Source organism: Pedobacter sp. MC2016-14, from assembly GCF_020991475.1.
Classification (GTDB): Bacteria; Bacteroidota; Bacteroidia; order Sphingobacteriales; family Sphingobacteriaceae; genus Pedobacter.
In genome coordinates this window covers 151,636-172,353 of sequence record NZ_JAJMPA010000002.1, presented here as the reverse complement: position 1 = coordinate 172,353, position 20,718 = coordinate 151,636, and the positions used below count along the sequence as shown (strand labels likewise).

At 40.5% G+C, this 20,718-nt stretch carries 11 protein-coding genes; 2 read left to right on the top strand and 9 right to left on the bottom strand.

The window, feature by feature from the left end; translation table 11 throughout:
- Positions 1-13: 13 nt before the first annotated feature.
- The 4 genes from LPB86_RS13130 to LPB86_RS13115 all read right to left on the bottom strand — a co-directional run bounded on the left by LPB86_RS13130 (position 14) and on the right by LPB86_RS13115 (position 7,167).
- On the bottom strand, positions 14-1,471 hold the full coding sequence (locus LPB86_RS13130; protein WP_230644638.1) for a RagB/SusD family nutrient uptake outer membrane protein: 1,458 nt from the start codon (positions 1,469-1,471) through the stop codon (positions 14-16).
- A 22-nt stretch (positions 1,472-1,493) separates the two neighbouring features.
- A complete protein-coding gene (locus LPB86_RS13125) occupies positions 1,494-5,045 on the bottom strand; it encodes a SusC/RagA family TonB-linked outer membrane protein (protein WP_230644636.1) in 3,552 nt (1,183 codons plus the stop codon).
- A 217-nt stretch (positions 5,046-5,262) separates the two neighbouring features.
- Entirely contained in the window at positions 5,263-6,450 is a 1,188-nt protein-coding gene (locus tag LPB86_RS13120) for a FecR family protein (protein ID WP_230644634.1), read from the bottom strand.
- Between the two features lie 120 nt (positions 6,451-6,570).
- The gene (locus tag LPB86_RS13115) at positions 6,571-7,167 is read right to left on the bottom strand and encodes an RNA polymerase sigma factor (protein WP_230644632.1); all 597 of its coding nucleotides are present in this window, start codon (positions 7,165-7,167) and stop codon (positions 6,571-6,573) included.
- A 403-nt stretch (positions 7,168-7,570) separates the two neighbouring features.
- Here LPB86_RS13115 and LPB86_RS13110 point away from each other — a divergent pair, with 403 nt between their 5' ends.
- Positions 7,571-8,278 (top strand): DsbA family oxidoreductase, encoded by a 708-nt coding sequence (locus tag LPB86_RS13110; protein ID WP_230644630.1) that lies wholly within the window; start codon positions 7,571-7,573, stop codon positions 8,276-8,278.
- A 122-nt stretch (positions 8,279-8,400) separates the two neighbouring features.
- Complete coding sequence (locus tag LPB86_RS13105) at positions 8,401-9,423, top strand: LacI family DNA-binding transcriptional regulator (protein WP_230644628.1); 1,023 nt, start codon at positions 8,401-8,403, stop codon at positions 9,421-9,423.
- Here the strand turns inward: LPB86_RS13105 and LPB86_RS13100 are convergent.
- The 5 genes from LPB86_RS13100 to LPB86_RS13080 form a co-directional block, all read right to left on the bottom strand.
- Positions 9,418-13,560 carry a hybrid sensor histidine kinase/response regulator transcription factor gene (locus tag LPB86_RS13100; RefSeq protein WP_230644626.1) on the bottom strand — a complete coding sequence of 1,381 codons (4,143 nt, stop codon included), beginning with the start codon at positions 13,558-13,560 and terminating at the stop codon, positions 9,418-9,420. The two genes, LPB86_RS13105 and LPB86_RS13100, sit on opposite strands and share 6 nt — an antisense overlap.
- An 80-nt stretch (positions 13,561-13,640) precedes the next feature.
- Positions 13,641-16,511, bottom strand: coding sequence for a glycosyl hydrolase 115 family protein (locus LPB86_RS13095; protein ID WP_230644624.1), 2,871 nt, complete (start codon positions 16,509-16,511; stop codon positions 13,641-13,643).
- Positions 16,512-16,519: 8 nt separating this feature from the next.
- Positions 16,520-17,617 carry an endo-1,4-beta-xylanase gene (locus LPB86_RS13090; RefSeq protein WP_230644622.1) on the bottom strand — a complete coding sequence of 366 codons (1,098 nt, stop codon included), beginning with the start codon at positions 17,615-17,617 and terminating at the stop codon, positions 16,520-16,522.
- Positions 17,618-17,682: 65 nt separating this feature from the next.
- The gene (locus tag LPB86_RS13085; protein WP_230644620.1) at positions 17,683-19,038 is read right to left on the bottom strand and encodes a glycan-binding surface protein; all 1,356 of its coding nucleotides are present in this window, start codon (positions 19,036-19,038) and stop codon (positions 17,683-17,685) included.
- Between the two features lie 22 nt (positions 19,039-19,060).
- Entirely contained in the window at positions 19,061-20,710 is a 1,650-nt protein-coding gene (locus LPB86_RS13080; protein WP_230644619.1) for a RagB/SusD family nutrient uptake outer membrane protein, read from the bottom strand.
- Positions 20,711-20,718: the final 8 nt, after the last annotated feature.

Genomic DNA, 20,718 nt, shown 5'->3' with positions numbered 1-20,718 from the left:
GATATTGGTTATATTAAAGGTTTTCCTGCAATCCCTTACTTTCGTTAAGCATTCGCTCGCCGAATTTTAAAGCAAAGCGTCTTGGATCTAGTGTGTATTCGTTTACAATTTGTCCATCATCCTTATACATTTGATGACGACTATCGACCTCAGTTTTATATATAGGATCTACGGATAAACGGCGCATGTCCAACCAACGTAAACCTGTAAAGGCAAATTCCCGGGTTCTTTCCTTTAAAATGAACTTTACAAGCTCCTGCTGGTTACTGGCAGTTGCAGCAGGCACTGTGGCTTCTGCGGCAGACATCCTTTTTTCCCGTAATACTTGCACATCTGCAACAGCGCCGCTAAGGTCATTTGCACGTGCCCTACATTCTGAACGCATCAGATACAAGTCTGGAAGTGAAGGCCCAATCGGAGTAAAAAATACGGTAGGGCGTCTCATTGCTAAAGGAAAAGTTTTGGCGCCAAAAAATTCTACGGGATCATATAATACTGGTCTTTTATCAGTCGAGGAAAAGGATTGAGCAGTTTCTGGACTATAAACAAAAGTATTCGCCGAGCCAAATTGAAATGAGCTTGCCTCAATGTTATAAATAGTTTCGGTATTGTTTGCTGCCTGTGGAATACCTGAAAGGTAAAATCCATTACTTGGAAACCAGGTTCCAACCCCATTGGGATCAAGGACCAAGTTGTAGTCATAAATAGCCAAAGGGATGTTTGCCTTAGACCTTTCCAAAAACGCGGCATCAAGTTCCGTTGTCGCTGCACCATAATTACCCATGGCCATATGTATGCGGGCAAGGTAAAAATAGGCCGCCAGTTTTGATATTTTTCTACGGTGCACCAGCGGTCCAAGGTTAGGAATCGCCTCAGTTAAATCTTTAATAATTAATTCATAGTTCTCCTTTTGCGTTAATCTGGAAAAGTTGGTTAATGTTACATCCGCTTTTGTAAGTTCAGGTATTCCCAAATCTATTGCCGCGGTAGCGGCATTATATGGAGTAGAGAAATCGCTTAAAAACATGAAATTGCAAATTGCCCGCCCCGCTTTAGCTTCAGCCAGAATGCCATTTTTTTGTTGCTCAGTTCCTTCTTTGGAATCCATCACCTCATTGATGATTTTATTATACAGGTAAAGCCTACGGATATAACCCGCCTCTTCAGTTATCTCATTAGGGAGTTCGTCTGCCTGATAAACCCTGTCTTCATATTTAAACAGTCGCTGTACCCGTAAGGAAGCACCACTAAAATATTCTTGCTGAGCAGCAACCTCATCTCCCATATAAATGCTGGCAGTAAATGTGGATGCAAGGTAGGAGGCATTTAAAATTTGTTCGTAATCTTTAGTTTCCCTGGCAATTAACGAACCTTTTGGCTCTATCTCCAAAAAACTTTTCTTACACGAAACCTGCATTATCAACAATGCCAGTAGTGTTAGGCTAAAAATATATTGCTTTAAAATCTTCATGTCTGTCAGTTTTCTTTAATTATTAAAAGGTAATATGGGCACCAAGGGTTAAGGTACCTTGTGCTGCTCTGGTAATACCACTGGCCTCAGGATCATAGTTCAGGTCATTAGCCGTCCAGAGTAATAAATTAGAGAGCTGAACCCGGAAGTTTATTGCCTGCAACCGTAGCTTAGTAACAGCAGATTGTGGAAGGCCATAACCTAAGGTAATGTCCCTGATTTTGACATAGGAAGCACTCATAAACCTTTGACTACCGCTAGAGAAATAATCATTATTCCGTTCGCCAGCAGCCTCACTATCACCAACATATCTCGGGATATCAGTTCTATTTTCATCACCTGCAGTTTTCCAACGATCTAAAAAGCCCAGCTGTGTGGTACTTAACGGGTTGCGGGGGTCGCGCATCACATGACCACCATTATAGATCATGTTTACACTCAACTCTAAACTTTTATATCTAAAGTTATTACTTAAACCTGCCGTCCATGGGGCTTGCGTGCTGCCATTATAAATAATATCACCGGGTAGTGTTGCATTTGGTGCAGATGTTAGTGTGCCATCAGCCAATTTTACCTGTGGATCTCCGGAAGCGTTCAAACCTGCATAATTATAAGCATGAGATACAAACATGGGATAACCAACCAAGTAAGTTGCTGCCACCAGGCCGTCTCCGGTTGTAGCCGGATTCAGATTCAGTTTGGTAATTTTATTTTTATTGTAGCCTAAAACCAGATTACTGCCCCATTGAAAATTCTCAGTTCTAAGGTTTACCGAACTCAACTGTAAATCGACTCCTTTGTTCTCTAAGTCACCAAAGTTACCTGTCACACTGGAATATCCGGTTAGTGGAGAGGTAAAAAGTTGTCCAATCAAATCGGTCGTCTTTTTTAAGTATAAGTCAACAGTTGCGTTCAGTCTCCCATTAAAAACAGAAAAATCTATCCCAGCATTATAAACTTTGGTGCTTTCCCAGGTCAGTTTATTATTGGCCGGCGTAGTGAGGATGATGCCCGCACCTGTCACATAATTAGGATTAGATTCCCCTTCTAAAATATCAAATGATGCAGCTTCTCCTGGAGCGGGGGCATTACCAGTTATACCGTAAGTTAAACGAACATCCAACCTATCCAGCCAGGATAACGGCTCCATGAATGATTCGTTACGTAACGCCCATTTGCCGCCAAAGCTATACACAGGCCGGTTTTGCGCAGACTTATCAAATCCGAATAAATTGCTTTCATCAATTCTCCAACTAGCGTTCAACGTGTATTTTCGAGCGTAAGTATAGCCCATATTGGCATAATACGAAGTAGTTCTGGCTACGGGTTGCTCGCCGCCACGTACATTATTTACAATGTAATTACCGGTGGCCCCGGCAACTCCATTGATACCATCAGCCAATTTTTTAACATCAATCGGACGTGATATCTGAAGTTGATCATCCCAGCCATAATAAGTAGCGCCGTTTGTTACCTCTTGTATATGTGTTGCCTCCTGACCAGCCATTACAGTAAGCTGGTGTTTGTCCCAGTCTTTATTAAAGAACAACTGATTCCTGAGTGTCCAGCTTTTCGTAACGGAATTTTCTGTATCCAATCTGCCGCCATCAAAGGGCAAGTTGTAAATCGGTACTGAGGCAAGCGTTGGCGCTTGTGTATATCTCATTATATCATCCCTGACAATATAATTACGATCATCTAATACCGTTCTACCAGTATTAGATACTACGTTATACCCATAAGTACCCTGAAAATACAGATTATCTAAAATGTTAACCTTACCTCCAGCAACCATTCTCGCCGACAGATTATTTATATTTTCACGTCTTCTGTCCAATTCTAATACCGGACTGTAATCTAAGTTTATACGGCTTCTGGCCTGAAAATCAGCTCTCCTGGCATCGGAATAGCCAATAACAGTAACAGGTGCCATATAATTTACGACCAGTGGATTTCCGTTTGCATCTTTAAATAGTTGATAAGGCAGAAAACCAGCGTCTGGCGTAATGTCTTCCGTACCAGTATTTTTTTGGATAAGGTTGGTAAGATCGGCATTAACAAAAGCTGTTACCCTGTTACCGAATTTAAAATCATTCCGGATGTTTGTTTTGTATTGATTGTCCTGACTTCCTGTAACATTGTTTCTTACACCGATATGATTTACAGATCCATAGAAGGAATGCACCTCGCTACCACCAGAGATAGACAGTGTCTGGTTGAGCGTTGCCGCGTTGCGAATAAAAATGTCGTTTATCTGACCCCTATTATCTATGGATGCTAAACTATCCAGTTTAAAATTGGCTTGTGCCTGTGTTATTTTATTCCTGCTTGGAAGTGCATCGTAAAGAATCTGGAGATGCGGCGGTATTACACCACTCGCCTCAACACTTGCATATGAGTTCGCTGCGGCATATTCTGGAAATATTTCCCGCTGTGCAGTGATAAATTGTGCTGAATTAAGGACTGGCAAATATTGACGATTTGGCCGGCCTTGAAATCCATAATATCCATCATAATCTATAGTTAGCTTACTGGACGATTTACCTCTTTTTGTTGTGATTACAATTACACCGTTTGCTGCCTTAGCACCCCAAATAGATGCCGCTGTTGCGTCCTTAAGAACTGTGATGTCTTCAACATCCTGCATGTTGACAGCTTGGATGTTGGGCACTTCAATTCCGTCTACTACAACTAATGGCGTTGTAGACAGGTTTATAGATGATGAACCACGTATAACCAATCCGCCTCTCTGACCTTCTGCAACAACATCGCTTCTTCCACTAGACAGACCAGGAATCAAACCTTCCAGCCTGTCAAGTATATTCGTACTAGTAGATCGGTTTTTCATCACATTCAGGTCTGGTTTCGCAAAAGAACCTGCACTACGTTCTCTTGCAACCTGCTCATAGCCGGTGTTAAAACTGATGCTAACTTCTTTCAGATCTGTATTTGCGGGAAGCATTTTAATTATCCCCATATTTCTGACTGCTTTACGTTCTATCGGTTGATACCCTACAAAAGCAATGAGGATGGTTGTATTCTCGTCAACATCATCTAATTGAAATTCCCCGTTCTCATTTGAAGTTGCTCTAATGGTGCTTTCTTTTACAAAAATAGAAGCCCCAGGCATAGGTTTGCCATTCTCATCCACTATTCTACCCCGAACAATGATATTTTCCAACTTCGAAATCACCCTTTCTAAAAAAGACGGCTGTTCTACCTTTTTAATAGAGACAATTTTGCCTTCAATGGTATACGTTAAAGGAAGTCCGGAAAGAACAGACTTCATAACAACATTAATCCCGGCATTTTTGACGTTAATGTCTACCACCTTGCCTTTCGGCAGGATTTTTCCATCATAAAAAAAATCATATCCACTTTGCGTTCTAATCTCTTTCAAAATAGATTCTAAAGGCGCATTTTTTCTGTCCAGCGTTATTTGCTGAGCAAAAGTTGATGCTTTTACCTGCATCAAACATGCTATAAGTAGTACGGTGGTTAATCGCATAATGAGCAATAGTTTAGAATAGACGCTTTTTAGTGCATACGTATTCCCGGTATAAATTTTATACATTTGTTTTGGTTTGGTTTTTTACAGCAGGCCTTAACTTTCCACGGAACAGGCTACTGTAGTTAACAGTTGATAATTGACTCCAAACTGCAACCAGATCCACAACTTAGGGTCTGGTTCGTTTTTTTTCTCGTACTAGTTCTTCTTTCGTAATTTTTTCTGCATACTTTTTTTTAGTCTTTAGGTTAATAATTGTTGTTTATAATTTCGGCGTACGCTGTTATCTGGAAACATAAATTTTCCGTCCATCTATTTTAAATTTTGCCAGTCCAGATGCCTGAATTGAATTTAAAACCGTAATCAACGATTTATCCCTAGATAGCCAACCACCAGATTCAATGTCATTTGGTACAGAAGAATCATATATCACTTCTACATTGTACCATCTTGCAATTTTTCTCATGGCCGTTTTAAAGTCTACATGATTTAAAAAGAAATCGCCATTTTTCCAATCCATTGTTTTTTCAAGATCAGCCCTGCCAGTACTTATGTTTCCAGCATTGTTAAGCGCTTGCTCTCCGGGCTTTATAACCTGAGTTTGTGCTTTACCTGATGCTACAGCAGTAACCCGTACAGAACCTTCTAATAGCGTTGTGGTAATTAGGGGCTCATCCTTATAGGTATTTACATTAAAATGTGTGCCCAACACTTCAATTTGCTGTCCCCTGCTTTCTACGATAAAAGGATGCAACTTGTCTTTATTAATTTCAAAATACGCCTCCCCATCAAGCTTCACCTTCCGTTTACCCTCCTGGTTAAGCTTAGCAGTATAAGTTAAACTGGATGCAGAATTTAACCAAACCCTGGAGCCATCTGGCAACTGAACGATGTAGGTTTCACCGTTGGCCGTAGATAAAGTGTTTACCACATTTTCATTTGACAAAGCGCTGTTCACTTCGTAAACCAACTGTCCATCTTTAGCTTTTTTTATTTTCAGGCCTGCTTCATTTACCAACTCACCATTGGCCGCATCAGCAAGATTTATTTTTTTTCCATTTGCCAGGGTAAGTGTAGCACCTTGTTTTCCCGGAGCAATGTCATTTTTGGATGCAACTATTAAAAGGTCTTGTTTAGGATCGTTTTCATACACAAATAAGGCTGTCCCCAGCGCTACCAGCGCAACTACAGCTGCAACAGAACGCCACCAGCTATTTAATTTAAACACTCCTATTTTGCTGTCCCGATTCTCCGCCGCAGGCGAGCGCAAGATAGATGCATAAATCTCATTTGCCTTGTGCTCATCTAAAATTAATAAATTTTCTTTAGTCGCCCAGGAATGATCCATAAGGTCTCGTAGATCCTGCAAATCACCATTACCTATATAACGCATCAGTTCATGCTCTTCTGTGGACTTGATGTTATGATCTAAATATGCTGTAATCAGGTATGCTAATCTTTCTTTCTCCATATTGTTCAGGATGGTTACTATACATCATCCCTTATATTAAACCTGACGATAGCTAAAGAGAAAAGGGAGTAGTGAAAATCAAGAAAAATAAAGTTTTTTAGAATTTTATTGAAAAAGAAGCTATTTAAGCAGGCCTACGAATGCAAAAACCATCAAACCTAATGAGTTTTTATCTCCTACAAGCATTTTTAAGGATTTTACCGCCTCCCGCAAATGAACTTTAACTGTTAAAGGGGAAATACCTAATTGCTCGGCTACTTCTTTTTGTTTAAGACCATCAATATGGCACATTTTAAAGACCAGTCGCTGCTGCTGGGGTAATTTCTCTATAAATTGTTCAATGTAAGATAAAGAGTCCTTCATCAAAATCAATTGCTCTGTGCTGTCGTCAGCTTCTGTCCAGGAAACCTGGCTTTTTTGAGTTTTATTAAATTCGGCGGCCTTCTTTTTTAAAACGTCCAGAGTTAGGTTTCTAGTGATGACCCGAAGATAGGCGCCGAAATTACCGATCGTATTTAAGTTTCCCCTCCCTGTCCAAATCTTTAAAAAAACCTCCTGGACAATTTCTTCCGCCAATTCACGGTCTTTTAAATACCTCATTGCATAGGTATAAACAACATTTCTATAGAAGTCAAAAAGCAAACGGAAAGCACGTTCATCACCAACTGCTAAATTAGCCAGCAATACATCCTCCTCCGCTAGAACTCTGTTTTCCATTTGCTAAAGTTAGGTTTTTATACTATTAATTCCACATCCCGCACCACAGTTAGATTAAGTTTCCAGGGAGACTATTGTAAACAAACAGGGATAGAACTCGGATAGAACAGGGATAGAGCCCGTATAGAACAGGTAAAATGAACGAGGTTGATGCGCTTACTATGCAGCTGTTATTTGCTTGTTAATCCCACTTATTACGGCTCACCTCCCTATAACTGTCCTAAAATCACTATGTACTCGCAACTTCCCATTTGGTGAATATGCTGTTTCTTACATGCGTCCGGCATGCGTATATATCAACTTAACCTTTGGCTTGAATCAACTTCGAGGTTGCTTAAGGGTTGAGAAACCTAAATGCCTTTCAACCCCGAAGTTGATCTGTACGTGATTCGAACGTGATTGCATGATGGTATATACGCATGCCGGAAGCAGCCCGACAACAAGGATTACTACAGTGAAAATTACTGACTATATTTGCGCTATGAAAGTTGATATCTGGTCTGATGTACGTTGCCCTTTTTGTTATATCGGCAAAAGGAAATTTGAAGCTGCCCTGGCACAATTTGAACATAGGGATCAAGTTGAGGTAGAGTGGCATAGTTTTGAGCTTGATCCAAATGCAGAGACTTTACCTGATGCAAATCCGGCGCAACATTTAGCAGATAAATACGGACGTTCAATAGAATGGGCTGAAGAAATGCAGGAAAATGTAACGCATACCGCATCAGAAGTTGGTTTAACTTTTAACCTCAGTAAGTCGATTGTAGCTAACTCATTTGATGCCCATCGTTTAATACAACTTGCCAAAAGCGAAGGACTGGCTGATGAAGTGGAAGAGCAACTCTTTATCGCACATTTCACAAATGGCGAGAATATTAGCGACCACCAAACGCTTGTAAAAATAGGTGCATCAGCCGGGCTCGATAAGCTTACGGTAGAAACCATGCTTAAAGGCAGTGATTTTGCGGCTGAAGTACGAACTGACGAACGTACCGCACAAAATATTGGCATTAAAGGGGTGCCTTTTTTTGTTTTCAATGAGAAATTGGCCGTATCAGGCGCACAGCCTCCAGAAACTTTTCTTGGGGCAATGCTACAAGCTTTCCAATAACTTTAGCATTTACCAACCTATCATTACTAACCACGCATTTATCAGGGCATTCATTGTACAAAACTGCCATAGTATTAAACATTAAAGCCATTCTCTAAGCAACCGTCATGCTAAATTAGGGGATGCCTGAAGAAAAAGAAGTTACCATAAGTGATATTGCCCAATTCCTGAAAATTTCTACAGCCACAATTAGCAGGGCGCTGAGGGACAGTTATGAAATCAGTGTGCCGATTAAAACGTTAATCGCACAAACGGCGAAACAGATGGGCTACCGGAGCAATTCCTCTGCGAGCACCTTGAGAACAGGAAAAATTAATCTCTTAGGTATACTGGTTGGGAACATGATGGAAAAAGACAATTATGAAGTGCTATCAGCTATTGAAACCATTACAACTGAAAATGGATATGCCCTCCTTGTAAAACAATCTCTGGGCTCCCGAAAAAAGGAAATAGAAAATGCCAACTACCTGTTAAGGAAGGTAGCCGGACTGATTATGCTTGATACTTGCTATACTGGAAAATCATTGCATCTGGACCAGTTTATTAAAAGAAAAGTACCTGTTGTCTTTATCAACCAACAGGAAAGCCCAAGCCAATGTTCTTCAGTGAGTATCAACTTTAAACAAGCAACTTTTGATGCTGTTGCTCATCTAGCGGACCAGGGATCTACTCATATTGCTGCAGCGTTTTCAAGTAAAAGCAAAGCCGTATTTAATGCTTGTGTAGAGGGTTATAAAGATGCCCTTCTATACCATCATCTTCCTTATAACCACAACCTGATATTGAATAGCAAATTTGGTGCAAATGAGGGCCACATTCTGGCCGAAAACTTACTCTCCCAGCCACAAATTCCTGATGGCATCTTTATTCCTGATGACATCACAGCCATACATTTTATGCGTACAATGATACAACATGGCATAAAAGTTCCTTTAGACATTGCAATTGTTGGCCTGGGCAACAATCAACTTTCATCAATGATCCAACCCAAATTAAGCAGCATTGGTTTCAAAAACAGTCAGATCGGAACACATGCTGCCGGCATCCTGATGTCCTCCTTAAAAAATAAACCTGAATATCCGGAGCACAGTCTTGATTTTCAAGGCCACGAACTGATGATAAGGTGTTCCTCTTACAGGTTATGAGGATTGACGTTTTTGATGAACATACTCGGACGGTAGCATCCCGTATTTGTGTTTAAAAGACTTTGCAAAATAATTAGGTGTGGCAAAGCCCACCATATAAGCAACCTGAGCAACATAATAATCGCCTTTTTCTAAAAGTACAGCAGCTTTTTCCAATTTCACATTTCTAATGTATTCAATAGGCGTCTGTCCGGTAACTTCCAGCAATTTATTGTACAAAGATCCCCTGCTCATGTTAACATGATCGCTTAAATCTGCAACAGATAGTTTAGAATCATTAAGGTTATTTTCTATATACAGAACTACCTTATTTAATAACTTCTGGTTCTCTGACTCTATCTCCATCTCGGGTGATAATACCTGAACTTGTCTTGAATACGTTTCTTTTAGTTTATGACTTGATAAAAGGAGATTTCTGATTTTCAGGTTCAGAATCTCAAAATTGAAGGGTTTAGTCAGGTAATCATTTGCACCTGTATCCAGTCCCCTTAGCATCTCTCCATCTCCAGAGGCCGCAGTGAGCAGGATCAAGGGGATATGGCTGGTTCTCTTGTCCAATTTGATTTTTTTACTCAATTCAACCCCATCCATATTAGGCATACTAATGTCACTTACGATAAGCTGGGGGTGACTCGCCAAGGCTTTCTGCCAGCCCTGTTTTCCGTCAACAGCCTCTATAATTTGATAATACTGCTTCAAATTGTCTTTCAAATACAAACGAAAATCGTCATTATCCTCTACCAATAAAACTGTTGGCATACCTAAATCAATGTCCGGGGAGGTCAATTGTTCCTCCTCAAAAGTATCACCCTCTAAAAGATCCGGAGCCTCATGTGTACGGATATCGGAAACTACATAAACAGGCTCCAAAGATTCAAAAGGCAATTTGAGTGCAAAAGTGCTGCCCCCACTTTCATTGCCAATCACCTGAATGCTGCCGCCATGCATTTTCACGAATTCATGGGTAATGGACAAACCAATCCCAGTACCCTGGTTCAAAATGGAAACATTTGTTTCATGCTGAAAAAAACGGTCAAATATCCTTTCACGCTGATTTTCCGGTATACCAATACCATTATCCTTTACATTGATGGCCAGCCAGGTTATCGCGTCGATCCGGTCACTTTTACCCATTTCTACTTCCAGGCTTACCGTACCCTTTTCTAATGTGAATTTAAATGCATTTGATAATAGGTTGAAAAATATCCTTTCAATTTTATCGTGATCAAAACGCGTGTAAAAGACCTTAACATCTGTTTTAAAAAACAACCTGATGTTTTTTCTAGCGGCCAAATCATTAAATGATTCAGTGATCTCTCTCAGGAAAAGAATCAGGTCACCATCTTCGGGACACAGCTGCAGCTCGTGCTCTTCCATTTTCCTGAAATCCAGCAACTGGTTTACCAGATTCAATAACCTTCGGGCATTTCTCTTCACCATGGTTAGTTTTCCCAAAGCTTCATGGCTGAGCTCCTTTTTTAACAAGTCCTCTATGGGGGCAAGAACCAGAGATATGGGTGTTCTAAATTCGTGGCTTAGGTTGGTAAGAAACTTAATCTTTAACTGATCAAGTTCCCTGTTTTTCTCCGCCTCTTTACGCTCCGCTAAGACTAATTGTTTGGCCTCCATACTTTCCTTTTCCCGCAGAAAGTCATTCTTAAGTTTTGTTACCCCTCGATGTCTAAGGTATAGTAAAAAACCAATCGCTGTAGCGGCATAAAATACATACGCATAAATCGTCATCCAAAAAGGAGGATGCACTATAATTTTCACCTCAGTCCCTTTCTGGTTCCATACGCCATCGTTATTACTAGCCTTCACCCTGAGAACATACTCCCCCGGACTTAAATTTGTATATGCAGCCGTTTTCCCTGTGCCAACAAAATTCCAGTCTTTTTCAAAGCCTTCCAGCAGATAGGCATATTGATTTTGCTGTGAAACGGTATAGTTCATCGCGATATAACTGACCGAGAAATTCTGCTTGTAATCCAGGTTAACTTGCTCTGCAACTGAGATGTGTTTCTCTATAATCCCTCCAATCTCGGGCAGGATGGATTTGTTTGACACTTTTAAATCAGTAAATATGACCGGTGGAATGTTTTTATTTGTTTTAATGTCTTCCTTATTGAAAAAATTAAACCCTTCCAAACTGCCAAAATACATAGTTCCAACCGCGGTCTTTAAGGCCGCTCCCATAGTAAATGTACTGTTAACTAAACCGTTATAAGTTCCGTAATTTTTAAACTTTTTTGTCTGCACATTTAAACTGCTTAAACCGGCATTGGTACTGATCCATATCAAGCCATTTGCATCTTCCAGAATGGCATGAACTGTTGAATTTGCAAGGCCATTATTTTCAGAAAAAGCTAGAATTCGACCCGTTCCGCCCTCAATTTTATTTAACCCGGCACCCAAAGTTCCTACCCAGATGTTACCCTGGCTGTCGCAATACAATGATAAAATCACGTTACTGCTCAACTTGCTGTTATTTTTGTTCAGGACCTTAACAGAATGTAGTTGAGGGTTATAAATGGCAATACCAGTTCCGTGCGACCCAATCCATAAATTGCCCTGTTTGTCTTCTTCTATAGCCCTGATGTACCCATTTAGCGGCAGCCGGGGAAAGGTTGAATCTTTAGCATTCTTTGACAATTCACTAAATTTGTTGATCTCTGGCTGGTAAATATTTACCCCTTCGCCATTTGTACCGATCCAGAGGTTTCCTTTTCTATCTTCATGCAGGCAAAAAATTTCATTGCTCAATAAACCTCCCCGGGTATTGGCTTTTGTAAAAACGCTATAGGTGTTGTTAGAGGGCTGAAATTTAAAAAGGCCCTCCCCAAAACAACCAATCCACAACTGCTGGTTATGATCCATTTCTAAACTTAAAACAGATAATTTTTTATTCCCACTCTGTTCTGGAGATTTCAGGTCAAAATGATGGAAAAGATCCTCTTTAGGCTTGTACCTATTTAAACCGCCGCCATCCGTTCCTACATAAACATCGCCCTTGCCATCTTCAGCAAAAGAAGTCACAACAGAACCTCTAAGTCCATAATTGTCAAAAGGAAGCGGTTGCTTAACATTAAAAAGACTTAAGTTACTATCGTATTTATTTATTCCACCCTGATACAGTCCAAGCCAGTAGATCCCCTGACGGTCTACCGTAATTGCCCTTACCGATTTATTTGATAAACTATGTGAATTTCGAAGATCTGGGATAAAATGCCTTGATTTTCCCGTTTGGATATTAAATACGTTTAATCCCTCTTCCGTTCCAAGCCACAATTCGGCTTTGCCTACAGGCGCAATTGAATAAATGATATTGCTCGTTATCGAATGTTCATCGGAAGCGTGGAAATAATTTTTAAATGTTTCATTGTCGGCATTTAACCGGCTCAAGCCACGAGATGTCCCTACCCATATCATACGGGCTCCGTCTTCGGCAATTGATTTTATTTCATTACCGATTAAACTTTGAGGATCGTTTTCGGCATGGGAAAACTTTGTTAATGCCCCTTTTTTTTGATCCAATACAAACAATCCATCCTTTGTACCCAACCACATGCGCTTTTGACTGTCTTCAAAAACCCTGATCACTGTTTTATTGGACAATAAAGAGTTCTGCTGCTCAAGAAATTTAGGTGTGGTAACTTTGCGTGTTCCTGGATCTACAAGATAAAGTCCACCAAAAGTAGCTACCCACACCTTTCCGTGGTAGTCGCTACACAACGAACTTACCGAACTATTTCTATTGACAAGAACAAGGCTAATGAATGCATCTTTATTTCTGTCATAAAGACTGAGGTAACCGCCATTGGTGCCAATCCATAAATTGCCTGATTTATCTTCATGAAGCGCGGTAATATCATTAGCATACAAACTTGTAGAATCATTTGCACGATGACGGTAAACTTTAAATGTCCTGCCGTCATATTTATTTAGGCCATCCTGTGTAGCGAACCACATGAGTCCGCTCTTATCCTTTAGTATTGCGTTTACATTGTTAGAAGATAAGCCATCCTTGGTTTGTAACCAGGTAAAATTGACATTCTTTTGTGCATAGGTAAACTGTGTTTGCGCAACGAAGCCAAGCCATAAGATCACACACTTAAACACAGTTTTTTTTAAACCCATTTAACTAAAGAAAACATAAACACCTACTAATATAATCATTGTATTACTACATTATGAATCCCCTAAAGCAAATTCATTGTCTATTTAACCGCCGGACGCTCTGGTGGGCCAAGGTAAGAGGCTTGCATACCACCTGTATCCAGAACAATTTTTTGAATCACAACTGCTGGATCTACCATCCAAATTTTTAAAACATGCTTGCCAGGCTTAGAAATTGACACCGATGTGCTCAGCACTTTTATATTTTTGGCCACATTATCTTCCCATGACCCTCCTAAGTTATTGTGCAGACTGATTGTTTTTGGCATCTCATTATCTATAGAAATGGCGAATTTTAATTCTGCACCACCCTTAAAATCAAGTGTAGGCGATACATAAGTGCTAATTTTGTGAACACCGGCCTTAAATAAATACAAATCATACTCCACTGAAGTAGATGACTGAGGGTCCTTGCGCTTAGCTGTAACCGGTATAACTGAAATTGCGGAGTTGGTTTTGCCATGGTTAGGCAACACTTTCCATTCGTCGCCATTTTTAGGAATTGAACGGCTATATTTTGAAGGATCTAAAGAGATATAACCATTTTGCTCCACAAATAAACCCTGCATTTCATTGCTATTTTGCACAGAAGGATTGAAAACCTCTGCATAAACTACTACTTGCTTTCCAGCAGCAGCTATCGTTATGGGAATTTTCATTGTTCCTTTTGGGGCCTTTTCCCAATCAATGCCAACCTGGATCCGTTCCTGATTGAGCAGTTGACCGTCGTTTGAGCTTAAAACAACAAAACTTTCTGCAGCACTGATTTTATAATACAGGGGCTTTATGCCTTTGTTGAAGAGCTCAATAAAGTGTTGCGCTTTATAAACCGGTGTAAACTGAGGAAGTTTAGCCTCCAGTTTTGAGTTGGGCCACCAACGTTGCGAGCCTTCTATTGCAACCCCAAGGTTACCTTCTTCTGGAACAGTAATTCTTTCCAGCAGTGGTAATTTGTTGGTTTTCGGCTCCTGCCATCCAGTATATCCTATGTGAACCTGATCCATCATATGCTGCCACTTACCCTCAGAAACTTTATAATTATAAAAATCACTTATTTGCTGGTCTTTGGCAAAAAGTTCCTCTGCCCTTTGCGCCATATCGTTTGCAGCTGCTCTTCCTTGAGATGCATACAACTTATTCCTCGCTACACAGTAATACAAATCATATAAATTAGCACAGGCTTCTACAGGATGCATAACCAGCTGAAAAAATGCATTTCGGTCCGCTAAAGGTAATTCCTCCTGTACTTTTCGGGCTTGTTCTGAAAGTATTTTGTAATCCTTTACTACTGTTTCAAATTCATTATAACTGGCTATATTATAAGTAAATTCATCTAACAATTCTGGTTTTACCCTTCCATTGTATTTGGTATACTTCGTAATGATATCGGCAATTACTTCAGCATGTTGAGCTCCGAACTGTTTTTTTGCCCAATCTATTGTATATTGTTGAAGGTTGGAAGCATTAAATCTCCCCGGATTCCAGGCCATGTCCAGGAAAAACTGAGTTGGAAACTCCATAGGCTTAATGTCACCTACGTTTACGATCCATAAACGATCTGCACCATATTCCTTAGCCAGGTTCATTTGTTCCCAAACTTTAGTAATTGGATTTGTATTTAGCCATTTGTAATTCCGGGGCCCGCCAACATAATCGAAATGATAATAAATTCCATAACCACCTGCCCTTTTCTTTTCATTTAAAGCCGGTAAGCGTCGTATATTACCCCAATTATCATCGCACAAAAGTAAAGTCACATCGTCTGGAACCCGCATCCCCTTGTCGTAGTAATCTTGCACCTCCTTATATAATGCCCAAACCTGAGGTGTTTTTTCCGCTGGTTTTCCAGTTTTATCCTGAATAATTTTACGCTGGTCTTTAACAATTTGCTCCAATAGTGCAACATTGCTGCTTTCACTCATTGGTTCATCTCCATCACCGCGCATGCCAATGGTTAAGATATTTTCATATTTACTATTCTTTTCTATTGCTTCAGACCAAAAATTGTAAAGTTGATTCTTATTGGTGCTGTAATCCCATGCCCCACCGCCGTATTTCTTCCATTCCGCTTGAGCCCTGCTTAGGGGTTCATGATGGGAAGTTCCTATAATTACACCCATCTCATTGGCGAGTTCCGGATTTTTAGGGTCATCCACATAAAACGCACTTCCCCACATCGCCGGCCAGAAATAATTTCCCTTTAAGCGAAGGATCAATTCAAACACTTTCTCATAAAACTTCGCATTAAAGCCTCCAAACGTCTTTTTTGACCACCTTGATAGCGCGGGTGCCTCGTCATTGATAAATATGCCCCTGTATTTTACGCCGGGTAACCTTTTAAATGATCCCAGACGTACGTAAAGTTCGGATTGGGGTTTTACGGCAACATCTGCCCACCAATACCATGGACTTACCCCTATTTGCTCAGATAAATCATAGATACCAAAAATGGTACCCCTTTTATCGCTGCCGGCTATGACCAATGCTTTATCTACGCCAGGCATAGGGTTCAGCACAACCTGCGTTATAGAGGCCTCCCATTTATCCTTTACAGCAGAGACATCAAGCTTATGCTCAGCAATTAGTTTATCTATCAATACATTTCTCCCCACAGTTCCAACCAGCAGGATTTCCTTAACTTGCGGCATAACGCCACTTTCAAAAGTCTTAGGCTTCAGGCCACTTACCATTTCTAAATCTGACTGAAGGTTCCTTATCGCCCGTATCACTCCTATGTCGTCTTTAGCATTAAATACAATATCGGCCACTTTACCAGTGGAAGTTAAACAAAAACTATTATTTGTCCTTTTATTGGAAACATACACCTCATCTTCACCAGCATAAGCTACGCCAAGTGTTAACGATAGGGTGAAAATAGAAACGGCAAGCCCTCTAAAAAATATCCGCAGCATAATTACTTCTAAAAATTTACGACTTCGTTATACACTTTTTTTCTTTTTAAATCTTTATCAAAGAGCAATGGATAGTTTTTTCGCCCTTCTACGGGATAGAGATCAAGCCAGGTATACCTATCAGAAACATTCCAAAAGGTTACACTTGTAATGCTTTTACGGTACTCCCTAAATAGTCTGAATGCCATTGCATACTGCATGGCTTGCTTACTTTCCTGCTCCGCACTCAGGGCGTCCGTTTCCCCATCGCGTTTTTTTCGCTTATCTTTTTCCCAGGGATATACAGACATGTCCACCTCAGTAAAATGCAACTGCAAGCCCAATGAGGCATACGCCTCTATAGATGCCCTCAAATCTTTTTCACTAGGCTCAAAGATAGACCAGTGCGACTGTAGCCCTATCCCGTTAATCGGTACCTTGGCTTCTAAAAGTTGTTTCAACAGCTTAAAAATTTTATCTCTTTTTGAAGGCCTTTCCGTATTGTAATCGTTGTAAAAAAGCAATGCATTAGGATCAGCCTCATGCGCATATTGAAATGCTTTTGCAATAAAATCTTCTCCTATGATGTCTAACCACTTTGATTTTCTAAGAAAGTTGTTTGGGTTATCATCAATAACTTCATTGACTACATCCCATGCATATATTTTTCCTTTATACCGACCTACAACTGTATAAATATGCTCTTTTAAACGCTGGAGTAAAACTTCTCTGCTTACTTCCCTGCCCTCCTTATCTTTAAAAATCCAATCCGGAGTTTGCTCATGCCAAAGTAGTGTATGGCCTCTTACCCTTAATTTATTGCGGACAGCAAAATTTACGATTGAATCTGCATCACGCCAATTGTAGGTTTGCTCCTTGGGATGTATAGGCCCCATTTTCATTGCATTTTCTGGAGTTATACTATTAAACTCTTTAAAAATCAAAGCCCTTTCATCCGGATCACTTAAGGTCTGTGGATTTACAGCAACACCAATAGGGAAGTACTTCCTGTAATAATCTTTAAGGCCTTTTTTACCATCTTGTATAGAGGTACTTTGTGCCTTGCAACCGTAAACTAATGCAAAGAAAATGCAGAAGAAAATTGCGTAATGTATTTTTGCTGTCATATCAATTTTATTTAGAGAAAGCGGATTACTCCGCTCCCTCAGCTAAACTAACCATTGTATTATTTCTAATTTAAAGATGGCTTACCGTAAGGCACCATTCTGAAATTACCGAAAGAAATTTGGAAATTTGCAATGGGATTGGCAGGATAAGCTACACCACCTGAGCTTGTAAAGGTTCCGTTTATGAACCTGAACACTCCTCCTTTTCCAACCATAACATCCAATAATTCCTTTAGTGTTCCTATTGATTTACTTCCTGCATTTATCCCTGAAAAAGCACTCAACGGAACTGTAACCGTTTGCCAGCCATTCATGTCAATAGGCGTTCTTGTACCTCCAGCGGCTGCCCATGGGGCATAATTATAACGCCATTGTGTGTTGCCACTAATCAATTCTAGCCTAATTAATCCTGAAGACCAGGTTACTGGTATGTAATAATCAAACTGTATGGCCAAATTTGCAATGGCAGTACTTTCTTTAACTACCCCATTTGTTGAGCCCAGAACAGCAGTAATTGCCGCACAGGTACGAAAATCAAAACCGGCCGAGAAATCCACCGCTACAGTTGTTTTTGTTATAGGCACCTGTCTGTAAGTCTGTGGATTTTTAGGCCCTGCACCTGTGCTGGGTAGCAATGTAGTCTGGTTCCCCGATATAAGATTGGTACTACCAAAATTGTAAGTTCTTTGGTTGCATTCTGCTACACCTCCGGCAACATTAGGGTCATTACTAAAAAGTTTAACAAATACACCGTCTGCAAAGTTCATATATCCAGGTGAATTTGCAGAACCATTATCCCCATCAATTCTTATCGCCCCCACCGTTGTAGTTGCGCCGGCAGGTACAGTTACCGTGATTGCGGTACGTTCAGTGTTAATTTGAAATAAGTCTGGACTCACCTGAATGTTACCTGGAAATGTCAATTTTGTAATCTCCCTGAAACCGGTTCCAAAAATCTGGATGACATCTCCTTCTTTAGGCAGGGAGTGTGATACGGCAGAGATCACTGGCACAGCGCCCTGAACGATAAAAGGTATGGTGATGTCATCAGTTCTGGAAACCAGGCGAATGGTATTTCGCAGATTGACATCAGAAATATCATTTCCAAAAGGCAGATCCGAAGGCACCGTTAAGATCACATTGGTCTCTGTAACATAGGTAGGGCTTACTCCTACTTTAATTCCATTGATATAGATCTGTTGAAGCGATGTAAACCCACTACCATCTAACCTGATGTTTGCGCCAACCCTAACCTTTGTAATTGTAGAGTCTGTGGTGGTTGGATTGTGAAGCGATACCCTGTTTACGGTGATTGCTTTTGCCCCACCAGATTTTTCTTTCCTGCAGGAAAGTAGAAAGAATGTGCTGAATATGGCTGCGAGCACTAAAAATCCTGCTCCTGTATGCTGTAACTTTTTCATAATTTCATTTATTTATCAAGGGCTATTGTCCAAAATCAAATGGTACCGAAGGCTCCCGAAGTAAGGGATTCATTACGAGTTCAGTAGCTGGGTATGGTAAAAGTAACCGTTCTTTTGTAGGCTCATTGCTTTGTTTGCCATCCGTATCCGTTCTCCAGGTAAAGGTATTTGGAGAGCTTGAGTTTAAATAGTTATAATAACGTGACCGGTTTTGGTTTTTCATGTAGTTTAATACCCAGGCTTCATCCCAATAGGCCCTGCGAACCATATCATACCAAAACTGGCCCTCCATAGCAAGCTCAACCCTCCGCTCGTCCCAAAGGTTTGCCAAAGTAACTTCCTGCACCGGATCTAATATTGCTCTTTCCCTTACCAGGTTAACATACTTCAATGCCTCTGAATCTGTTGTAGATGAATTTAAACCCAGGATCGCTTCTGCATAGAGCAGGTAAACTTCGGCAAGTCTGATCATCGGCATTGCCAGTCCAGAATTGCCATTGATTGCAGCACCATCCGTATCTTTTGATCCACCTACAACATGCTTTTTGATGTTGGGGTAACTATACCCATTACCTGCCTTGGTATACGCAACATACCTTCCTTCAGGTGAGTCTTTGCCAAGATAATCATAGATAGCACCGGGTAAAAACACGATGGCTTTTCTACGCTTTAACTCTACCCTGTCCTGCATCAGTTTGATCAATTCTCCAGATGCAAAGACAGATCCACCATAGGCTGTTAGGCCACCCGTAACCAGCGTGCTGTGGGCAAGCCAGTCTTGTGTCCTGTTTCCTGTGCCATAAACGGAAGAACCGGGAACAAACTGTAAAGAGAAGAGAGATTCTGTATTGTTGTTACTTTGTACACGAAATAACTGCTCATAATCATCCATCAATTTGTATTTGGTGTTTTCTATAACTTTTTTGGCAGCGTCTCGCGCCATTGTATAATAGCTGGCTGCAGTTATTGTCCAGCGGCTGCTAAATTTACCTCCTCTTGCATAACAGGCAGCAGTAATATAAAGTCTTGCTAAAGCAGCATTGGCGCTCGCTTTTGTTAATCGACCAGGAACGTCTGTATCGGGTAGCCATTGTGCGGCATATTCCAAATCACGAATGGAGTATTGCAATACGTCTTCAAAGTTATTGGCCCTAACTTTAAAATTTTTGGCTATCGCTTCTGGATCTTCTACGATAGGGACATTCCCCCATACAGAACCCATATACCAATAGGCAAGTCCACGCATAAAACGAGCTTCTGCTTTACAGGCATTAACCTGGCCCTGGGTTACTTTGTATTCCAGTGCCCTGTCTATGTTGTTGATTACATAATCTGCTTGGGTGATGACCACATACAGCGATTGAAAAGCACCAATTAATGTGGGGGTTTCCCCCGTTTCTGTAAGTCTGATATACGATTCTCCACTGGTATAAGGGGTAAATAAATTATTTCCCCGGCCATCGCCAACCAAGAAATAAAATTGGCTACTAAACTCATACCAAACAATGTTATATAGAGGCGCCGTAGCCCTTCTACACTGATCATAGGAAGTGTAATAGGTAGCTAATGTAAACTGATTATTGGATTTTACATCCAAAAAGTCCTGTTTGCATGAACCGAAAAGTACAGTCAGCAATGAGGCACCTAAGATAAACCTTAATATATTTTTCATCTTTTATT